This is a genomic window from Wolbachia endosymbiont of Dipetalonema caudispina (assembly GCF_013365495.1).
GTDB lineage: Bacteria > Pseudomonadota > Alphaproteobacteria > Rickettsiales > Anaplasmataceae > Wolbachia.
Genome location: NZ_CP046580.1, coordinates 751835 through 771557 on the forward strand (window position 1 = coordinate 751835; position 19723 = coordinate 771557).

The 19723-nt window shown below is 27.7% G+C and carries 12 protein-coding genes; 8 read left to right on the forward strand and 4 right to left on the reverse strand.

Annotation, left to right across the window (positions count from 1 at the left end; translation table 11 throughout):
- Nucleotides 1–84 precede the first annotated feature (84 nt).
- The 5 genes from GOY14_RS02925 to rsmD all read left to right on the forward strand — a co-directional run bounded on the left by GOY14_RS02925 (nucleotide 85) and on the right by rsmD (nucleotide 10033).
- A complete protein-coding gene (locus GOY14_RS02925) occupies nucleotides 85–2460 on the forward strand; it encodes a TrbL/VirB6 family protein (RefSeq protein ID WP_175809777.1) in 2376 nt (791 codons plus the stop codon).
- A complete protein-coding gene (locus GOY14_RS02930; RefSeq protein ID WP_175809778.1) occupies nucleotides 2457–5378 on the forward strand; it encodes a TrbL/VirB6 family protein in 2922 nt (973 codons plus the stop codon). The genes GOY14_RS02925 and GOY14_RS02930 overlap by 4 nt, the downstream gene beginning before the upstream one ends.
- Nucleotides 5379–5562: 184 nt before the next feature.
- Nucleotides 5563–8757 carry a TrbL/VirB6 family protein gene (locus tag GOY14_RS02935; RefSeq protein WP_175809779.1) on the forward strand — a complete coding sequence of 1065 codons (3195 nt, stop codon included), beginning with the start codon at nucleotides 5563–5565 and terminating at the stop codon, nucleotides 8755–8757.
- 186 nt (nucleotides 8758–8943) lie between these two features.
- A complete protein-coding gene (locus GOY14_RS03335) occupies nucleotides 8944–9306 on the forward strand; it encodes a WD_0853 family protein (RefSeq protein ID WP_255419684.1) in 363 nt (120 codons plus the stop codon).
- A gap of 175 nt (nucleotides 9307–9481) precedes the next feature.
- Nucleotides 9482–10033 carry a 16S rRNA (guanine(966)-N(2))-methyltransferase RsmD gene (gene rsmD, locus GOY14_RS02945; protein WP_175809780.1) on the forward strand — a complete coding sequence of 184 codons (552 nt, stop codon included), beginning with the start codon at nucleotides 9482–9484 and terminating at the stop codon, nucleotides 10031–10033.
- Nucleotides 10034–11766: 1733 nt separating this feature from the next.
- Here the strand turns inward: rsmD and murD are convergent.
- Nucleotides 11767–13125, reverse strand: coding sequence for a UDP-N-acetylmuramoyl-L-alanine--D-glutamate ligase (gene murD, locus GOY14_RS02950; RefSeq protein WP_175809781.1), 1359 nt, complete (start codon nucleotides 13123–13125; stop codon nucleotides 11767–11769).
- A 119-nt stretch (nucleotides 13126–13244) separates the two neighbouring features.
- On the opposite strand from murD, the gene GOY14_RS02955 reads away from it, so the two are divergent.
- From GOY14_RS02955 to GOY14_RS02965, 3 genes are read left to right on the forward strand one after another with little or no spacing between them, the layout of a single operon-like run.
- Nucleotides 13245–13586, forward strand: a complete 342-nt coding sequence (locus GOY14_RS02955; protein WP_175809782.1) for a ferredoxin family 2Fe-2S iron-sulfur cluster binding protein — start codon at nucleotides 13245–13247, stop codon at nucleotides 13584–13586.
- Between the two features lie 18 nt (nucleotides 13587–13604).
- The gene (locus tag GOY14_RS02960) at nucleotides 13605–14627 is read left to right on the forward strand and encodes a hypothetical protein (RefSeq protein WP_175809783.1); all 1023 of its coding nucleotides are present in this window, start codon (nucleotides 13605–13607) and stop codon (nucleotides 14625–14627) included.
- Nucleotides 14628–14634: 7 nt separating this feature from the next.
- Nucleotides 14635–15021: a cytochrome c-type biogenesis protein gene (locus tag GOY14_RS02965; RefSeq protein ID WP_175809784.1), complete on the forward strand. Its 387-nt coding sequence runs from the start codon at nucleotides 14635–14637 to the stop codon at nucleotides 15019–15021.
- Between the two features lie 682 nt (nucleotides 15022–15703).
- Here GOY14_RS02965 and mnmA read toward each other — a convergent pair.
- From mnmA to GOY14_RS02980, 3 genes are all read right to left on the reverse strand, one after another.
- Complete coding sequence (gene mnmA, locus GOY14_RS02970; protein WP_175809785.1) at nucleotides 15704–16816, reverse strand: tRNA 2-thiouridine(34) synthase MnmA; 1113 nt, start codon at nucleotides 16814–16816, stop codon at nucleotides 15704–15706.
- A gap of 228 nt (nucleotides 16817–17044) precedes the next feature.
- A complete protein-coding gene (locus tag GOY14_RS02975; RefSeq protein WP_175809786.1) occupies nucleotides 17045–18121 on the reverse strand; it encodes a rod shape-determining protein in 1077 nt (358 codons plus the stop codon).
- A 25-nt stretch (nucleotides 18122–18146) separates the two neighbouring features.
- Nucleotides 18147–19577 (reverse strand): gluzincin family metallopeptidase, encoded by a 1431-nt coding sequence (locus GOY14_RS02980; protein ID WP_175809787.1) that lies wholly within the window; start codon nucleotides 19575–19577, stop codon nucleotides 18147–18149.
- Nucleotides 19578–19723 lie beyond the last annotated feature (146 nt).

Sequence of the window (19723 nt, forward strand, 5' to 3'; positions counted from 1 at the left end):
ATACCAATAAACACTATTTCTTAGTAACGATTAAAGTGGTAATAAAATTGAAATTACATTCTAATCACTAAAGACTAGAAAACTATGCGTAAATTTTTGTTAATAACAACATTTTTTTTGTTGTCTAGTTGCGAAGATTACTGTATTAAACCAAAAAACCTATTGAACTTACATGAAAAATTGGACATAGTTTCCACTCAACAAAAATGGACTAATTCTAATATTCATATCTCAAATGAAGTAAAAGTAACAGAAATCCATATAGTTCCTAATAAGATCAGCTTTTGTTCACAATATGAAGATATTGCAATCAGACCAGGAACAAAAAAAATTACATTATCAAAATTTACACTTAAAGCTGGCGATATACTAAATTTTAGTATTGTTGGAAGTAAAATATGCAAAGACAAAGAAAATAAAACAATTAGATATATAAATATTGATAAAAAATGCAATAATAAAGAAAAGGAATATTTTGCACACATCTTAAATCAAAATGAATGTCAAACTTGGGAGAACAAGGAAGATCAATACACAATATGTCCCAACAAATATATAATAGGTAACAAAACAAAATGGTTAAATGGAAAGGAATACTGGAACCCAACTTTTTCAAAGTTAGATCAAGATGAAAGAAAAGAAAGAATTCAAAATATTATTAACTCCATAAAAGAAAAAAATGTAAATTGTGATAACCTTCTAAAAAGCCAAATAAATAAAGTAGATACACACATCTTAAATTTGCTTTGTGGATACATATGTAAATTTCCCTCTAGCAATAGAAACATAAATTGCGCATATACTGAATATAACAATATAGGCGAGATATTTCAACCTAATATTGAAGTTATTAATAATACTCTGAAAGAAAAACAAGTAAAGACTTACATTACATTTTTAAGAGTTCACATGGATGGTGAAAATTTTGAACACATTCCTAGTAGTGGCCTATGTACCAATTGTAATCACAAGATAAATAGTAACCATAAAACACCAAGTTTAATTTTCAGCTTATGTAGTAGAAATGATGAAAGCTGCTTCAATAAAAATGACAAAGGTGGATTTAATATAAGAGTAACAAAAGTTCCTAATCTAGAAAACAGTTTATATATACGTGTTTCTAATGAGCATCCCAAGAATAATCCTGGTGAAAACCAGGAAGATATATCTATTGATATTAGCAAAATTCATGACAATCAAGAAATAGAAAAATTAAAAAAAAAGTTAAAAAATAAGAGAGGCACCATATTTTATGGAATAAAAGACCACGGTTGCAATTATGAGAATAATAAAGGTCAACTTAATATCAAGTTAACAACTAAAGAGTTACATATAAAAACCTTTAGTGCAATATACAATTTTTTTGACGAAAAGATAAAAGCTGCATTTTTTGGCTCTAGCTATTATAACAATCAAGATGTAACTTCTGATATCAGTGCTATCAAATCTCTCTATGAAAGTTTTCTAAACTCAAGCAAAACAAATACTATTAGATCTACAATAGTATCACTACTAGTATTATATATAATCTTATATACTTTTTATTATCTCCTTGGTTTGACTCATGTTTCTATATACGAGTTTTTAATTGTATGTGTAAAAATAGGAATTATTACTCAATTATTGCGAAATGATAGCTGGAATTATTTCTACAATAACGCATTTTCTATTTTCATTAACACTCCAAAACAGTTAATAGAAATAGCAAACTTTAGAAATACAACATCAAATATTTTTGAGTTCCTAGATTCGCCATTGAATAGATTTTTTTCATCTAACTCTATACTATTAATAATATCTCTTATATTTTCTGGACCCTTAGGTGTTATAGCCTTTTGCTTAGTAATTTGGGGCTTGATAAAAATAGTGTTGTCTACTTTTAACGCCTTATTCTCTTTTATTACATCTATCACAATAGTTGCATTATTACTTTCTTTAGCACCTATCTTTATTATTTGCCTTCTGTTTACCTACACTAGACAAATGTTCTATAACTGGATTAAAAATTTAGCAAAATTTGCAATCCACCCAGCAATACTTTTAATTTTTATATCATTAATAAGCCAAGCTATGGACTACATTATATATTCAATATTTGACTTTGAAGCCTGTTCCATGTGTATACTTAATATTGACCTAAAAATCCTTAACCCTTGTATCCTTTATGGATATGTTTCTAAGTATGCACCTAATATTGCTGCTATGATAGCTTTTGTTATTTTAAGTTATACTATGGAAGCTTTGATTGAAGCTTCCTCGAAAATATCTGACTCATTGTTTAACACTTATGTAATGAGTGAACCTGAAAAACAATATCAACAAAGCTTAATGGAAATAGTTGGCTTAAGTAAAAGAAGCACTATTCAACGGCCAGATATACTGAATAAAAGGCCCGAAATTCCACAAGGCACTCGAAGTTTAACACCTTCTCAAACATCAGCAGGAAAACCATTACCATGAATAAAAAATCACTATTATTAATACTACATTTTGTAATTACTGCTTGTACTATAGACTGTGTTGAACCTGGATTACAAAATAGAAATACCAGCATCAATATAGATATCCCAGTTCATAAAGATAATGAAGAAATTAAAATTTATTGGGTTGATTCCGGTCAAGAAATTAACCAAAATGAAAAAATTAAATTTACTCTTGATGGATCAATAAATTTTTGCCCCCTCAAAAAAGGAAAAAATCAAAAAAAAACACTTGTACCTGCTGTATTTTGTGCTGATGATTCAATACCAAACTATAGCAGTGAACTAATCAACAATTCTGGCCTTAATGAACAAGAAATATGTAAGAATGTAGGCCTTGGAAATAACCAATTTCATAGCAAAAGACGTTATGTTGATACTAAAATTAAAGTAAATCCTGGAGACAAGTTAAGCTTTAGCTTAGTTCCCAGAGAAATAATAATTGACTTCAATAACCCAGAAGATATTAGCTTTGACGATAACTGCTATAAGACTCGAGAAGGAAATAAAAAAGCCATGGTACAAGATATCCTTAATGGAGGAACATTCTTTTGTGTAGACAATCATGATAATAGAACTGAAATAAAATTTCCGTATCTTAACAAAGAAAATTTTAAAAAAGGAACAGTACTAGTTGGTAACGGCTATACACCATACGATAATAAAGTACATTTTAATAAAAGCTATATCCAAGACGAAAATCCATGGATAAATGGTGCATTATTAGATTTACGATGGACCAAAGTAGGTCTAGACACACTATGCAATAAGAAAAACTGTGATTTTGATAAAGCAAAAAATCATAGCTCTATTAAAAGATGGATGGATCAAATGTGTACAGAAAAAGACTGTTATCTTAACAAAATAAAAAAATATAGCTCTTATAACCTTAATTGTTACTATCAAAACATATGCTATACAAAAGAAGGTATATTTAATGTAGGTTTATATAAAAAAGGACATAGGAACTGTGTCTCATCCATAAGATATCAAAAATACCATAAAAATAATCAATGTGATATATATTCTTACCTTAAAAGAATTGAAGATAAGCTTAAGGATAGCAAAAATAGAGATAATCTAGAGCAAATTAACATTATTAACTTTACACTAAACACTAAAAATACTTCCTGGGCTGAAGCTCTTATTGCAAAAATAAGTGATACAGAAGATACAAATCTCCCTGAAAATAAGCGTAATGATATGAAAGATACCGCCCAAGGCACTCAGTGTATTCCAGAAAGAAAAGGAGCAAAACAAGATAACATATGTTCAAAAATTAGCGATAATTTTGAAAACTTTTCCCTAAAATTAAATAATGAATACCTAATAAATGATAATGTAAAACCTGGTAGTAGCGTAATGCTAGCTATTGCAGATTATGGTCATTATTACCTTAATAGGGGCGGGTACTATGTAAAAACGACCAAATCATGTGAATATACTGACGGTAAAAAATTGTATCTTTATTTAGGAGATAATTTACCAAAAAATATACCTACTACAAATAATAATTCTTTCAAGAAAGTCGTAGAATTAAGTACAATAGAAAATAATGTAAAATATTATGAAATAGATGGAAGCTATCTAAAAAATAACAAATCTAAAAAAATTTATTTTGGTATTGATGTAAGCAATGTAGAGAAAAATGACATTATAGACGAAAATAATAAATACTATAAAAATAATAAATATAGTATAACCTTATTTGTTACAAAAAAGATTAATGATTTTGTTTCATTAAGTTTAAACAAATTACTCAATTTCATAAAAGAGGAAGTAATTGGAAATAGTATTAAAAATTTATACAAAGGATATGCAAAAGGTCTTTTTCAAGGAGTGCAAGCCTTACTTATACTATATGTTATATTTACTACTATTGGTTACATGCTTGGAACAACACAGCTAAATAAATTTGACTTCGTTATTAAAACATTAAAGATAGCATTTATAACCTTTGCCTTTAGTGACAGAAGTTGGCAATTTTTTGGTACAACTTTATCCAAGCTCTTTATTGATGGCAGTACTTACTTAGTTGATAGTGTTTCTGGCCACATAAGAGAAGGTGATAGTGGTAGAAAATTTGCATTTTTAGACTTAACAACAGGAGTTTTATTTACAAAAGAAACTTGGTTAAAGTTTTTATCATTAATTCTTGCTGGTCCTTTTGGTTTTATCGCTTTTTTAATGATACTTTATGCTAGTTTTATATTCTTAAAATGCATTATTAGCTCTATATTCAGATATATAATATCTACTTTTCTAGTGACGTTCTTGCTATCACTTACCCCCTTATTTATTGTATTTATTTTATTTCAACAAACTAAATCCCTGTTTGAGAACTGGATAAAAACATTGGCTCATGTTACAATACAGCCAGTCATCTTATTTTCATCTTTATCTATTTTAAATCAACTTTTATATTCAGTTTTATACAATCTTACAAATTTTTCTGCATGCTATCAATGTTTAATTAGCATAAACTTTTTATCGTATGATCTTTGTATTATGAAATCGATATTACCCCTCGGATATAATCCAAGTACTAGCGTTGATGTTGCACTTAATATTGGAGAAAGAAGTAGTGGATATTTTGCAGCATTACCTATAGACTTAATTCAAGTATTTATATATCTTATTATTGCTAGCACAATGAAAGTCTTTGTCTCTACATCAGAAACTATAGTACAAACAATATTTAGTGCTGGTTGGGGAATCGTAGGTAGTGTTAGCACAGTTAGTCACAGTACATCACAATCTATATTATCAATTGTTGGGCTTGATGATAAAACCCAAAACTTAATACAGGAAATTAAGCAAAAAATAGATAAAAATCGATCAAAAATCGAGTTTAAGTCAAAGCAGTATAGATTACAACATACAAATAAAAATAAATAACTAAATACACAAAATGAATAAAGCAAAAATGTATTAAAAAAACAAAAACAAAAGAGAAGAAAATACTCAATAATCTCAAATTAAGAAAAAACTAAGCAAGGAGAAGGCATAATTTTTATTTATATAAACTTAATTTAAAATTACTTAAAGTAAAATTTATTCCTATTCTTAAAAGAATTGAGATATGCAGTCACGTTTAGATAAATTTTGTTTTAGATTAATATTTCTTGCAGCTTATGCAGTGATAACAGGTTGTAATAAAAATGATATGCCCTTTCCAAGGTGTATATCTGCTGATTACTTTGGTCCTGAACCTATTACAGTCAATGCTCATTTTCCAGATAATCACGATGCTTTTATCCCAGAAAATGGAGAAATCATTGACTATGATACAGGAGAACTTAATAATGGTTTTCATCCTAATCAAGTAGTAAAATGGAAAGATACAGGACTAGAAACTAATGGAGATGATTTAATAGTAAGAATTAATGGTGCATGGATATCTTGGAATATTAATAATAAGAAAAAAAATAAAGACAGTCAAGATTTACAAAAATTAGAGCATATAAAATATGCAACCAAATTCCAAAATGAACAAGCCAATAATGGCTTACCAGATTTTTATTCAATTTGTAGTGACTACAAATCCAGTATAAAGAACTTTTCAAGTAACCTTAATACAAATTGCACTATGAATCGTAAGCAGCATATCAACGAGAATAATGATAATAATATAATAGTATCATACAATACTAGTGCTCCATGCTGGTTTACTAATGGCCACGGTGCTTATTTTTTATTTAGAAGATCTAATATAAATGCTATTGGAAAGAAAGAATTTATAGATCCAAACCCTAATAATAATTTAGAATTAATACGCAATCCTCACTCTCCCACTATACATCTAGGTTATAACTCTACAGCAGAAAATGGAAGTGGGCTTTTTATCCTAAAAAAAGGTGATAAAACTAAATTAAAAGATAGAAATTGTAATATGTTAGAGTTAGAAAAAGGATGGAAAATATACGTAAAAATATTAGATAGATATTACCAAAATAATATAGGTGGCTACTCTTTTGAATTTTTAAGCGGAGTGCAAAAACCAAATGTTGCTGGATCTTTCGATTACATTTATAACTATTTAAAATGCATATTATTAATTAACAAAAATTGCGAAAAGCAGTTTAATAATAATGATCCTGCAGTTGCACAAACTATATTTCAGAATATAGCTGAAAAAAGCAAAAGCTTTCACAATTTCGTTCTTTCTTTACTTGTATTATTCATAATAATCTCGTCACTTCTTTATCTTTTTGGCATGATACAAGAAACCAAGCATGATATATTCATTAGAATGATAAAAATCACTTTAGTAACAACACTCATATCTCCTGGAAGTTTTAAATTTTTCTATGATCATTTCCTCATTTTATTTATCAAAGGTCTTGAAGACTTAATAAGTATAATTACTAATTTTGCCCCTAATATCAATACTGAAAGCCTTGCTCAAGAAAATAAAACTTATACTAAATTATTTAAATTCATGGAAGAAATGTTCAACAAGTTTTTCTCTTACTCCGTTTGGAAAAAGTTTGCAGCATTTTTCCATTACCAAATATGGACAAGTATTCTTATGATACCAGCCATTTTTATAGGAATAACTTTATATTTCTTACTATGTGTATATGCTTATATAATATTTCTCTTCGGTTTTATAGGAATAGCTTTTCTTATAGCTATAATGCCACTGTTTCTAATTTCTATACTATTTTCATCACTCAAAGGTATATTTGAAGGATGGATAAAATTCTGCATTAGTTTCTGTTTACAATCTATCATGATATTTACCTTACTATCATTGCTAGCTTCAATCATAATGAATACCTTCTACAGACAATTAGGTTTCACTGTATGTTATAATAAATGGCTTGAAGTAAAACTATGTACTCCAAAATGGTGGTGGGCACTTAGCAATTTTTGCATTATTGATAAACAATACTTTGGTTGGACCCCAGGACAAATCTTTATACCCTATTCTCTTGGAGAGGCTACTCAGCTTAAAATAGATAAAGACATAGAAGGTATAGAAAATTTAAGTAGAATAGGAGGAACAATACAATTTACTGGCGGTGCTGGCTATATCCCCCTTCCACCTAACTATATCAAAAAAGGTTTTCGTTATATAGATTATCCTTTCTTTAACCCAGTTCCAGGTATTAAAGATAGTCCAGCAGATCATTATATTGGAGAAAATGATATAATAGTTGATAAGAACTGTAGTGTAAAAGATTTAGTACGTTTAACAAATAGTTTATCCTACGCACTAGAAAAGAGTGATATCCTATTCTTAATCAAGAATATAGAAAAAAAAATAGGTAACATAAGTAATAAAATCTTAAAGAACTACTGTCAATCTCAACAACATGAAAAAAAATGCAAAAACTATAAAATAATAATAGAAAATTATAAAAAAGGAATTATTTCACCAGCTTTTAAAAGCGAAATAAAGTCCTTATTACAAAATATCATAGAAAATCAAGGTTGCAAAATACTAAAATTTCATGAACTGTATAAAGATCCTAACAGTAAATTCTGTCAAAAATGCAAAATTTGTGATAATTGTAAAAATTATCAAGAAAACAGCGATTACCAAAGAATACAAGACATACAAAGAGGCTATTTAATTAACATAGGAGAAATCTTTGTACTATTTTTTCTTACATTTTTAATGTTTTCCTTACGTAAATTTGTACAACAGATGGGCTCAAGTATTGCTAGCGGTGGGTTTAGTATATATAATATATCTAGTATATATTCAACATCACCTTTAATCGCTCCAATAGAAGAACTCAAACAATTATGGCAAAATTTTACTGGTAGAAAATTAGAGTCTTTAGGAAGTTGGATTATTAATTTACCGGATAGATTAGCTGGAGGCACAGCTAATTTTCTAAATAGAACACCAAAAGTAGGAAGCACGCTCAAACATACTATTGATATATCACGCAAACTTGTAAGCGCTACTATTGAAACAACAAAATTTGCAACATCATCTAATAACGATGTAAATAAACTTGAAGAAAAAATTTACAAAGCATTCGGTGTCGATAAAGAAGATATAACACACAGAAAAATTAGTAGGTATTTAAAGTACTATAAAGGATATATAGGATCACATTTAGGTTATACAATAGAAGATGCTATGAAATTTACCTGGAAGCATAATGTTGATTCTATAGGAAAATATAGTTATAATCATAATCTTCTCTATAGAACAAAATCACATAGACGAGAATTCTTAGAAAAACTTTATGATTATACTATAGGACATAAAAAAAAGCCAGAACAATATAAAAATAAGAACAATAATGAAAACTAATAAAAAAAAACTTTAAAGGCTTTGAATATTATAAACTATATCAAAGTAAAGACGGTAGCATAAAATTAAGTAACTATAATGATATTTTAAATGCCCGTAGGGCAAGAGTAGATTTATTACTAGATAATATTAAACAAAATAATATTAATCTTTTAAAAATTAATAAGGCTGTTAATAAAAAATTTTATGAACAATAAAAAATTACTGTCTGAACTTGATAATGAGGACCAAAAGATTGCACAAAAAGAGCTTAAAGTATTTTATGTTTTAGAAAACCTTAATAACCTTACAAAAATTAAAAGCAAAGATTTAGTCGAAGTCAGTTTACTACTATCAGATCTTACCTTCATAGAAAAAAATATTGTGCTAAATATTAACCAAAACTCTAATTTAGTAAAATTAAAAAAATTCTTTATTGAAAAAAAAGCATCTGGTAAAGAATATAGCGATGAAGAATGTAAAATTTTTCTCGAAAATGCAGATAAAATTAATACTTTAATCAAGCTAGAACTGAAAAGCAGAATTGAAAGACTAACCCATGTAAAATAAATAGCTATCATAAATTATAAGACTATATTAGTGATATACTAAATATAATAAATAAATTAAAAAATAAATAATTAAATCAATCTATGTTTGAAACTTTTATTCCAACGAATCATCAAAGCTATATTCACATTAGTTATACATTGTTCAATAATTAGTTACTTTAAACTCTCTTAGTATGCTACGTATTATTGCAGGAAAATATCGCGGAAGAAAAATAGTTACAACAAATAAGCATTCAACTATACGACCAACTATGAATATTGTCCGAGAGGCAATATTTAATATACTTTCCTCAAAAAAAAACATCTATAATCTAAATGTACTTGATTTATTTTGTGGAAGTGGCTCTTTTTCATTTGAAGCTCTTTCTCGAGGTGCTAAACACGCATTTATGGTAGACTTAAATTATCATAATCTGCAATTACCAAAAAAAACAGCCAAAAATTTTGGTACTACAAAAAATATTACATTAATTTGTTGTAGTGCTAACCAATTACCGAAAACTATTTCACAATGTGACATAGTTTTTATAGATCCACCTTACAATAGTAATCTAGTTTACCCGACTTTAAATAGATTAGCTAGTTCAGGATGGTTAAATAATGATGCATTAATAATTTTAGAAATTAGCAAAAATGAAAACTTCAAGTGCAATAAAAATTACAACATAATCTTAGAACGCACTTACGGTATAGCAAAAATATTTTTTTTCTCTTTGTTAACCTAAACTTGTACACACACTATTCCACTGATAGGCTTCAGCTTTCTTTTTTTTAAACTTTAAAAAAATTTGCTGATCTTCCAATCATTTTACTAAAATTTCTCTCAACTTATCATTTATCAAACATCCACATAATGGACTTATTTTCTTTGCTCTTCAAATTTTATTTCACCAACAAAAACTAAACGCTATTTTTACAACCGGCACAACAAATACCTTCTTCATTCTCACAAAATTCTAAGAATCATATTTAATAGTATGTTTTCTCTAACTTTTATTTAAAAAAAACTGATCATTAAGCTTATCAATAAAGTATACTTTTAAAAAGTAGTATCATCTTCCCTAGCTCACAATAATAAGATACTTTATACTTTTTTTCATAGTCTCCTTGAATTTAATTTCAATTAAATACCTAAACCTAAAATTCAAGATTTTATATAAAGAAAAGTTACTTACATCCCCCTCTCGCAGGGAAATTATTCATTATATCCTTAAGTAAAACTTAAACATTATTATAAATTAGTGCAACAATTCTGATCTTCATATCTCTTTAAAACTTTGCTACAATTTTTTCCTTAAGAGTTAATATCAAAACTCATCACTTGAAAAACACAGCATTTATATATTAAGAACACGTTTACCATTACCATTTCAGCATAGAGCAATTTTTCACTATGTGTTAAAAATTTAAGTGCTAGAATCTTTTTTTCTTCAAAAGAAACTCTGAATATCCTCTATATCTTTAATATTTCTAACTTTTTCTATATTTATAAGTCCTTTTTAAACTCCTTTGCCAACTTATGATCCACACTTAATCTATCTTCTTTCAAACTTTTATATTTCACGTGCAATAAATCTTTTCTATAAAAGAAATAAAGTATCTAAAAGCAAAGTAAAGTACAATAAAACATATGATACTAAAATTAATAACAATACTATTTATGCAAAAACTAATCTCCAATAATAAGTACTTTTTGATTTTTGAATACGTATTCTTAAAATATCTCAATGACAATAAAAACAATAATAATCAATACAATAAACATTCATTAATATATTATCCTTTCATAAATTTTCCTTTTCTTCAGTGTCTAATCTTTATTGAAAAAATTATACGTTAATAAACCCTAGGAAATAGAAATAGCAAAACAATACCTACCTTATACAGTATCCTTATTTGCTTCGTATATACACTCTCTTAATATAAGTAATCTACTATAATAAATTATTTTCATTTTTTTATTAGCAAATACTTTTTTTAATATAAAAACTTAAAACTAAAATAACCTTATAATACAAGGGCAACAGCATATAATAAAAAGATTATAAAAATCTTTTATGATTTTTTTAAAAAAATCTTAAACTTTTGAAACATTATTCGTTATTATATCAATTGAAAAAAAACAGAATTTTATAAAAGTCTCCAAAATCATTAATAAAAAATATTATACCTCATATATCATAACTAACATCACTTAGTTTTAATAAAGAAATCTATTAAATCTACTGATATAGTATATATCTCTTAGCCAGACTTCCATAAGCTATTCAATTTCCTTACTATATACATAAAATAGTAATTCACTTTCAAATACAAAAACAACAGATAATTAAGACCTATGCAATCTCCTCCACACCTACCTAAAATATAACAACAAATCCATATCGTCCTCATTAAAGAAATGAGCTTAACTAATTTTCCACTATTAACTTTATCAATCTTTTTATATCATACTATACTAAACACATATATAATCATGCTTTAAATTTTTAAACATTCTACAAAATGCTTCACCGCGTTCTTCGAAATTTTTCCATTGGTCAAAAGAAGCACATGCAGGAGACAATAATATAGTTATTTCTTCTTTACTGTTTATAGCTTCTTTAAAAGCTAGTTTAAACGCACTTGCTAAATTACAACACTTCACAAAATCTATTCTACCTTCCATAATATTTGCAAAAATTTCAGCTGACTCTCCAATAAGAAAAGCTTTTTTAATGTTTACAAAATGTCTCTTTAGTGATTCAATACTACCACTTTCTTTACTCTTTCCACCAACTACCCAATATATGTTTTTATAAGACAAAATTGCTTTTTCACTTGATTTAGCATTAGTTGCTTTACTATCATTTACAAAAAAAACATTTGCTATTTTACCTAGTAATTCATTTCTATGTTTTAGTCCAGAAAAAGATTTGATTCCATCAATAACAACTTTACTATCCACTCCAAGTAGCTTACATACAACACACGCAGCCACTATATTTTCTGCATTGGACATTAAATTTATCTTGATATCACTCATATGACCCCTTAATTCTAGTTGCATTTTAGTATCTAAATACTGAAATGACAAAAAAGGTAGCTGAAATAACATTGAAGATAAAATAGGAATTTTATTTCCTGCAAATTTATTAAATATATCAACAGTAATTTCACTATCACATCCTATAGCAGCAACCTTACTACCGATTATTAATTTTGACTTAATCGTTATATAATTCTCCATAGTTCCATGTCTATCTATGTGATCTGGTGTAATATTGAGTAATACTGCAATATCTAAATTGATTTTATTAATTAACTCTAATTGAAAAGAAGAGAATTCAATTACATAAATTTCTGCATCTCTGTTCAGTTTCAAAACAGGAATACCTAAATTTCCTCCAATAGCAACTTTTTTCCCTGCAGACTTTAATATATGCCCTATTAAAGATGTAGTAGTTGACTTACCATTTGTTCCTGTAACACCTATTATTTTCTGATCCGTAGTTCTATCTTCAAGAAAGAGTTCAATATCTGATTTTATTTCACAGTTAAAGTCTCGTGCAAATTTTATTATCCAATGAGACGTTGGATATGAAATAGGTATTCCAGGGCTTAAAACTAGCATCTTTATTTCATACCAATTGAACTCTTTAGGATGAATAAAACTACATTCCTTATATATTACCTTTGCATTTGTAACTTGATTATTATTATCATCCCAAGCATATATTTTTGCACCACAGTTTACTAAAGTATTAATAACAGATAAACCAGTCTTACCAAGACCAAAAACCGCAACACTTTGATTCCTATATTTACCTAGCTGCATTACTTTTTAATCTAAAAGATTACTATATAGCTATTAATAAGATGACGCAAAGAATTTGCAAATATTAATTACATCTGTAAAATATAGAAAAATTAGTAAGAACTTTAACAGAAAATAATATGCCATCCGTAATTTTTATTTTACCTGATGGAAGAAAAAAAAGCTATGAAGCTATAGAAGGAGAAACTTTACTTAATTTAGCCCATAGAAATGATCCAGACTTACTTGAAGGGGCATGTGAAGGTTCTCTTGCTTGCTCTACATGCCATGTAATTGTTGACCCCAAATTTTATGATACTGTAGAAACACATAATCCTATATCTGACGAGGAAAATGACATGTTAGATCTAGTTTTCGGCTTAACAGAAACGTCAAGACTGGGATGTCAAATAAAAATTACAAAAGCAATCGACAGTTTATGTGTAACTATACCAAAAAATACAAGAAATATATCATACTAGATAAACAAATGATTAACTATGCAGAGAATTTTTATCTATGCCATCATTACATTATTTCTATTTATTCTTATAGGATATAGTGGTTTTTGGTATTTTTCTGGATGCAAAATAAAAAATCTTTTAGCTGAAACAATATTATACATTAATGATGAAAAATCTGATCTTTCATGTAACTTTAGTGGATTTCCTTCCAGCCTAATTTTTTATATAACAAATCCAAAACTCTCCAATAAACAATTCACTATATCATCAGATGCCTTATCAATAAAAAATAGATTATTTGATAAATTAATATATATCTATATACCAAACAACAAAGTTAGTATTACTATTCATAACAGCAAAAAAAAAAATATAAAATGCTACACAAACAATAATTACTTTATTCTCAAGCTAAACAATTTACCATTTTCATTAAGATTCAATAAAAATAGCAACATAATAGATTATATAGATACACTTCGTTATGAAGACTATGGATTAAAATGTAATACCTTACCAAATTTTAAAAATCAACAAAGTATTATGACCAAGATAAACGGCAAAAGCAATTATATTCAACTTCATCTAAATAATGAACCAAGTGGAAATAATAAATTAGAATTTGACTTTTATATTTATCAGTATAAGAATGCTACAAACCCTGAAAATTATCTTAGTATTGACACCAAATTTAATTACGAATTTATAAACTACATTTCAGCTGCTAAAATCAACTTTAATATAAAAAAATTTTTAATTAAGAGCAATAATTTTTCCTTTACTGCAGATGGTAAAATAAGCAATTACAACTTAATTACATCTTCATTCAAAGATAAAATCAATATAACCATATTAAACTATCAAGAATTAATCTCCTTTATAACTAGTGACCCAAAAACTTTAGATAAACTTAAGAAGTTAATATCTTCTTTATCGGAAAAAATAAATGATAACAGCGCACAATTTTCAATAAAATATGATAATAATATAGGATCAAGCTTTATTGGAAAGTTATTAATCACTGATTTTATGAGTCAACTAGACAAAATCACTAAGTGAGTCAATTATGAAAACAGTAGTTAATTCACTTTTTATATTAATATTCTACTTAAATATTAATGCTTTCACCTTAGATGATAAGCTTAAAGATAAAAACATGGAAAAACGAGCAACTAATTTATTTGAAGTAATAAAGTGCCCAGTATGCTCTGGTGAATCACTATCTGAATCCGAATCTCAAATTGCATACAATATACGCAAAGCAATCCGTAAAAAAATTAGCAATGGATACACTGACGAGCAAATAATTTCAGAACTTAAAAACTCCTATGGAAACTACATTATAACCATACCACCTATAAAACCCAGCACTTACGCCTTATGGTTTATTCCACTCACTATTTTATTAATAGGATGTTTTTTAATACGAAATACAACCAATAATAAATCTTAAATTCTATAATTTTACTGACATACTTAATTCTAGTTATAAAAGTCCTCCATTACTAAGAAAATAGGTAGCCATATACAACAATAAAACAAGAGTAAAACTGAGAAAAAATATTTCAAAGAATTTAAGTAAAAAAATCAATCCTAATAGAAACACCTTACAGCACCATAAATTAAAGTAAGAAAACATTTAAATTAATAAAATAAAAACAATATAAAATACAATTTTTTACTATGATAAACAGAATTTTAGTAAAAAATACTCTTACCACACAATCTTTATCATAGAAAGCAGTAACTCACTTCAGGAAGAGAAAAATAAAGAATTTTTAAAAATTTAAATTATGGATTTTAAAAAATAGTAAAAAAATAAAAATAGTAAACACTTAGCTTTCATATAAGTAAATAACAAACTGCAAAATAGTAAATATAAAAAAACTAAAGACTATCATGAATAGAAAAACAAAATTAGAAAATTACAGCAAATATTTTAGTCATAGAGAAATACTCACTACCTTCTTAAATAAGACAAAAAAGCAAAAATAAAAAATTTTTAAAAAATAATGCAACCTGTTTATAGTATACCAAGTAAAAATTTTACATATTACTATAACCAAAGTTGGTAAAAAAAATTTTCTCCAATTTTACTTAGTTCATATAACCTCAGTTAACATAAAATATTTTAACTAAGAGCATATCCATCCACCACCAATAACTTGCTCATCTCTATATATTACACAAGCTTGACCTGGACTGACACCAAAATAATCATCGTTTAAAACTACACAAATTTTCTCCTGTTCTTCAACCGGATATATTTTTGCCAAACTTCCCACATGTGACGACCTGAACTTCACAGTTACCTCCATACCTTTTCTAGGCTGTTCCAACCAATTTAACCCCTTAAGCAATACTTTCTTTTGTATTAATGCATCAACCGTACCAACTACAATTTCATTATTTTCTGCATTAATTTTTATCACATAAAGAGGTTTATTGTATAATGAAACACCCAAGCCTTTTCTTTGACCGACTGTAAAATTTATTATACCATTATGCTCACCTAACACTTTTCCATTTACATCCATAATTTTACCTCTCTTAATAGACTGTGGAGCCAATTCAGCTATTGTTTTTCTATAGCTTTCAGAAACAAAACATATATCCTGACTATCAGGTTTTTCAGAAATTAGCAAACCAAAATATTTTGCTAATTTTCTTACATCACATTTATAAAACTCACCAAGCGGAAACCTTAAAAGGTTCAGTTGCGCTTTTGTTATAGTAAATAAAAAGTAGCTTTGATCTTTACTTTTATCAATGCTTTTGCATAATATTATTTTCCCGTCTTCTTCTAATCTTCTCACATAATGTCCTGTAACTAATACATCCATACCAAGATTTATTGCAACTTGTAATAAATCACGAAATTTAACTGTTTGATTACATTTTATACATGGTATAGGGGTTTCTCCATGCATATAGGTATTCACAAAATTCTCTATTACTTCTTCTTTAAATATATCTTCATAGCTTAATACATAGTGAGGAAAGCCAGCATTTTCAGCTACACGTTTTGCATCATAAATATCTTGTCCAGCGCAACACATATCTTTCTTGATATTACTATCACCATCATTATATAATTTCAGTGTCACACCTATCACTTGATATTCAAGGTGATGTAATAAAACTGCAACAACGGAGCTATCAACACCACCAGACATTGCAATCATAACCTTAGTTTGGTATGGAGCTTTATCTCGTAATAAAGGTTCAATTTTAAACTTCTTTAGCACTAGACCTAACCCATTAAATATAATTAATACAAATACCATTAACTTATTCTTACATCAATTTCACTAATAATAAGCTTTACGCTTATTAACTTATTAGTAAACTTAGATTATCCTAGCTATGATAAAGTATAAAACAATACATAAATTAGCTTATTTATAATAACTCTACAACAAAAAATATTTTTTTAAAGATCTAGAAATAAAAAAATTATCATAACAAAATCATAATTAATCTTGCTTAAACAAAACATGATTAAAATAATCCATGTTTTCAAGCACTTTACCACTACCTAAAGCAACACAACAAAGCGGATCATCTGCAACACGTACTGGCAGTTTTGTTGTTTCACTAATCACCTTACCTAAATTACGCAATAACCCTCCCCCACCAGACAAAACTATCCCCTTATCAACTATATCCGAAGAAAGCTCAGGGGGAGTACTCTCTAATGCTGTCCTAATAGCAGAAATTATTTGGTGAACAGACTCTATTAAACTTTCTGCAACCTGATATTCTGACAAAAGCATCTCTTTTGGCATACCACTTACTAAATCTCTACCTTTTACTATCACTCTATCTTTATTATTTTCACCAGGTAAGCTAGCAGAACCTACACTCTTCTTAATTTTTTCAGCTGTTGTTTCACCAATTAATAATTTATGATTTTCACGAATATATGACTTTATTGCCTCATCCATAATATCACCACCTACTCTAGCAGAACGTGAATAAACAATTCCACCCAAAGAAATAATTGCAACTTCAGTTGTACCACCACCTATGTCAACAACCATAGAACCTTCAGGCTCAGTAACTGGAAGACCAGCTCCAATTGCTGCAGCCATTGGCTCTTCAATTAAAAATACTTCATTTGCACCTGCACTTTCTGCCGCATCTTGTATAGCACGCCTTTCAACTGGAGTAGACCCAGATGGAACACATATTATAATATCAGGTTTATTAACAGTAAGTTTTGTATTTGCACTACGTATAAAATATTTTAGCATTTCCTCTGCACTTTTAAAATCAGCAATAACTCCATCTTTTAATGGCCTAATTGCCTCTATTTCTCCAGGAGTCTTTCCTAACATCATCTTAGCCTTCTTACCAAAGGCATAAGGAACATAATTTCCCTTTTCTTTTATTCTTGCTACAACTGAAGGCTCATCAAGTATTATTCCTTGATCTTTCTGATAAACTACAGTATTTGCGGTACCAAGATCTATAGCAATATCACTAGCAAATAACCCTTTAAAAGTAAAGGAATTATACCCCCCCCTGATTAATTTCTGAAAAAACCTCATACCCAATTCACAAAGATTCTTCTACTTAAGATAAATCATATTTCTCAGACAAGTAGCTAGTACAACATTCAACATCCAACCTCTTACCTGTTACTCTTTTTAGAACATCAGAAAAACTACATTTGATACTATACATATTTTGAGATAACCACTTAACAAGTAAACTAAAATCTCCCTTTATTATAGCCCCTAAAACTTCGTAATGATTTTTTTTAATAAAAGAAAAAATCTGCATAGCAGTAATCAAAGCTATAACTTTAATAGGGAAATATCCAACAATTCCACTTGCCCAATATTCATCCTGAAAACAAGTATCTAGCTCATTTTCAGCTTCTACCGGAATTTTATAATGCTTCATACCTTCTAACCACGCATCATGCAGATCTTCCACCTCTAATATACCATTTATCATATTTTGTTCTAATCTAGTTCTTAACATAATATGAGCTAACAGATTAAATTCATCTGCACTTTTCAAAGAAGAAGAAAGATTTAATTTATTAAAAATTAAATATAAATTCTCAACACTGCTAGCCTTTGTATTAATTTTACCTCTTATAGCAAATTTCTCCTTTATATATGGTTGAATAAACTCAATAAATTCTCTAGATGTTCCAATCATTCTCTCCATGAATAATCCTTGAGTTTCATATATAACATGCTTTATAATTAAATTATTTACAGAATTTTGTGCTGCTAAACACTTTTGATAAATTTCATAGCCACTATGCCGTAAAAGTAAAAATAAACCATAACAAAAATCAGACTCATTATAATCTATAGGATCATAATAACAAGAATTATGGCACAATGTACTACCTATTTGCTGTAAACATAATAAGCTAAGTTCCATTTGCTTCTGGATAGCAACTTTCTGTATACTAAGAACTTTATCTTTTTTCTGCTTCTCAATTACCTTATCCACATTTTCACTAAAAAATTTTCCTACCTTAGGAAATATTTCCTTTATACTCTTCTCTGTAACAGAAAAATCATAATCAGCAAGTAATGCATCATATTTTAAACATTTTAACTGCTGTGATTTTATAGAAGCTACTTCGCGAATCAGTTTAATTAAATCAGCAAAATGCTTTTTAAATTTTTTTAAATTACTAGCTTCAGACTTAGATAATTTCCATAAATTCTGGCACTCAACTTTAGCTTTAGATAAAGACCTTACCAAATCAATAGAAATAGCACTACTACTCTTATGCATCCTTTCTATTAACTTCAACTGCCAATTATTAACACTTTTTTTACTATCGAAAGCACCTGCTTCTATCAATAATTCTCCTATTACTTCATGAGAAATAATCTCATGTCTAATTTCTTCTAAAAGACCCATTTGCTCAACTTTATCTTCTACATTCAATTGACTTTGACTTAGTACTTTTAGTGTATTTTCAATATTTCCTACCCTATACAATATTTCCTCTAAGAGTTTATAAGACTTCATAATTATTCATTTTCAGAAAATATCTTTAAAAGATTGTAAATAGATCAACAATAAAGTTAAAAGTATATTTACTCAAAGTACAATAAAAAATTATAAATATTATGCTTTTACTAAAATTTTCTACTAAATACATATCTTAATTTAAG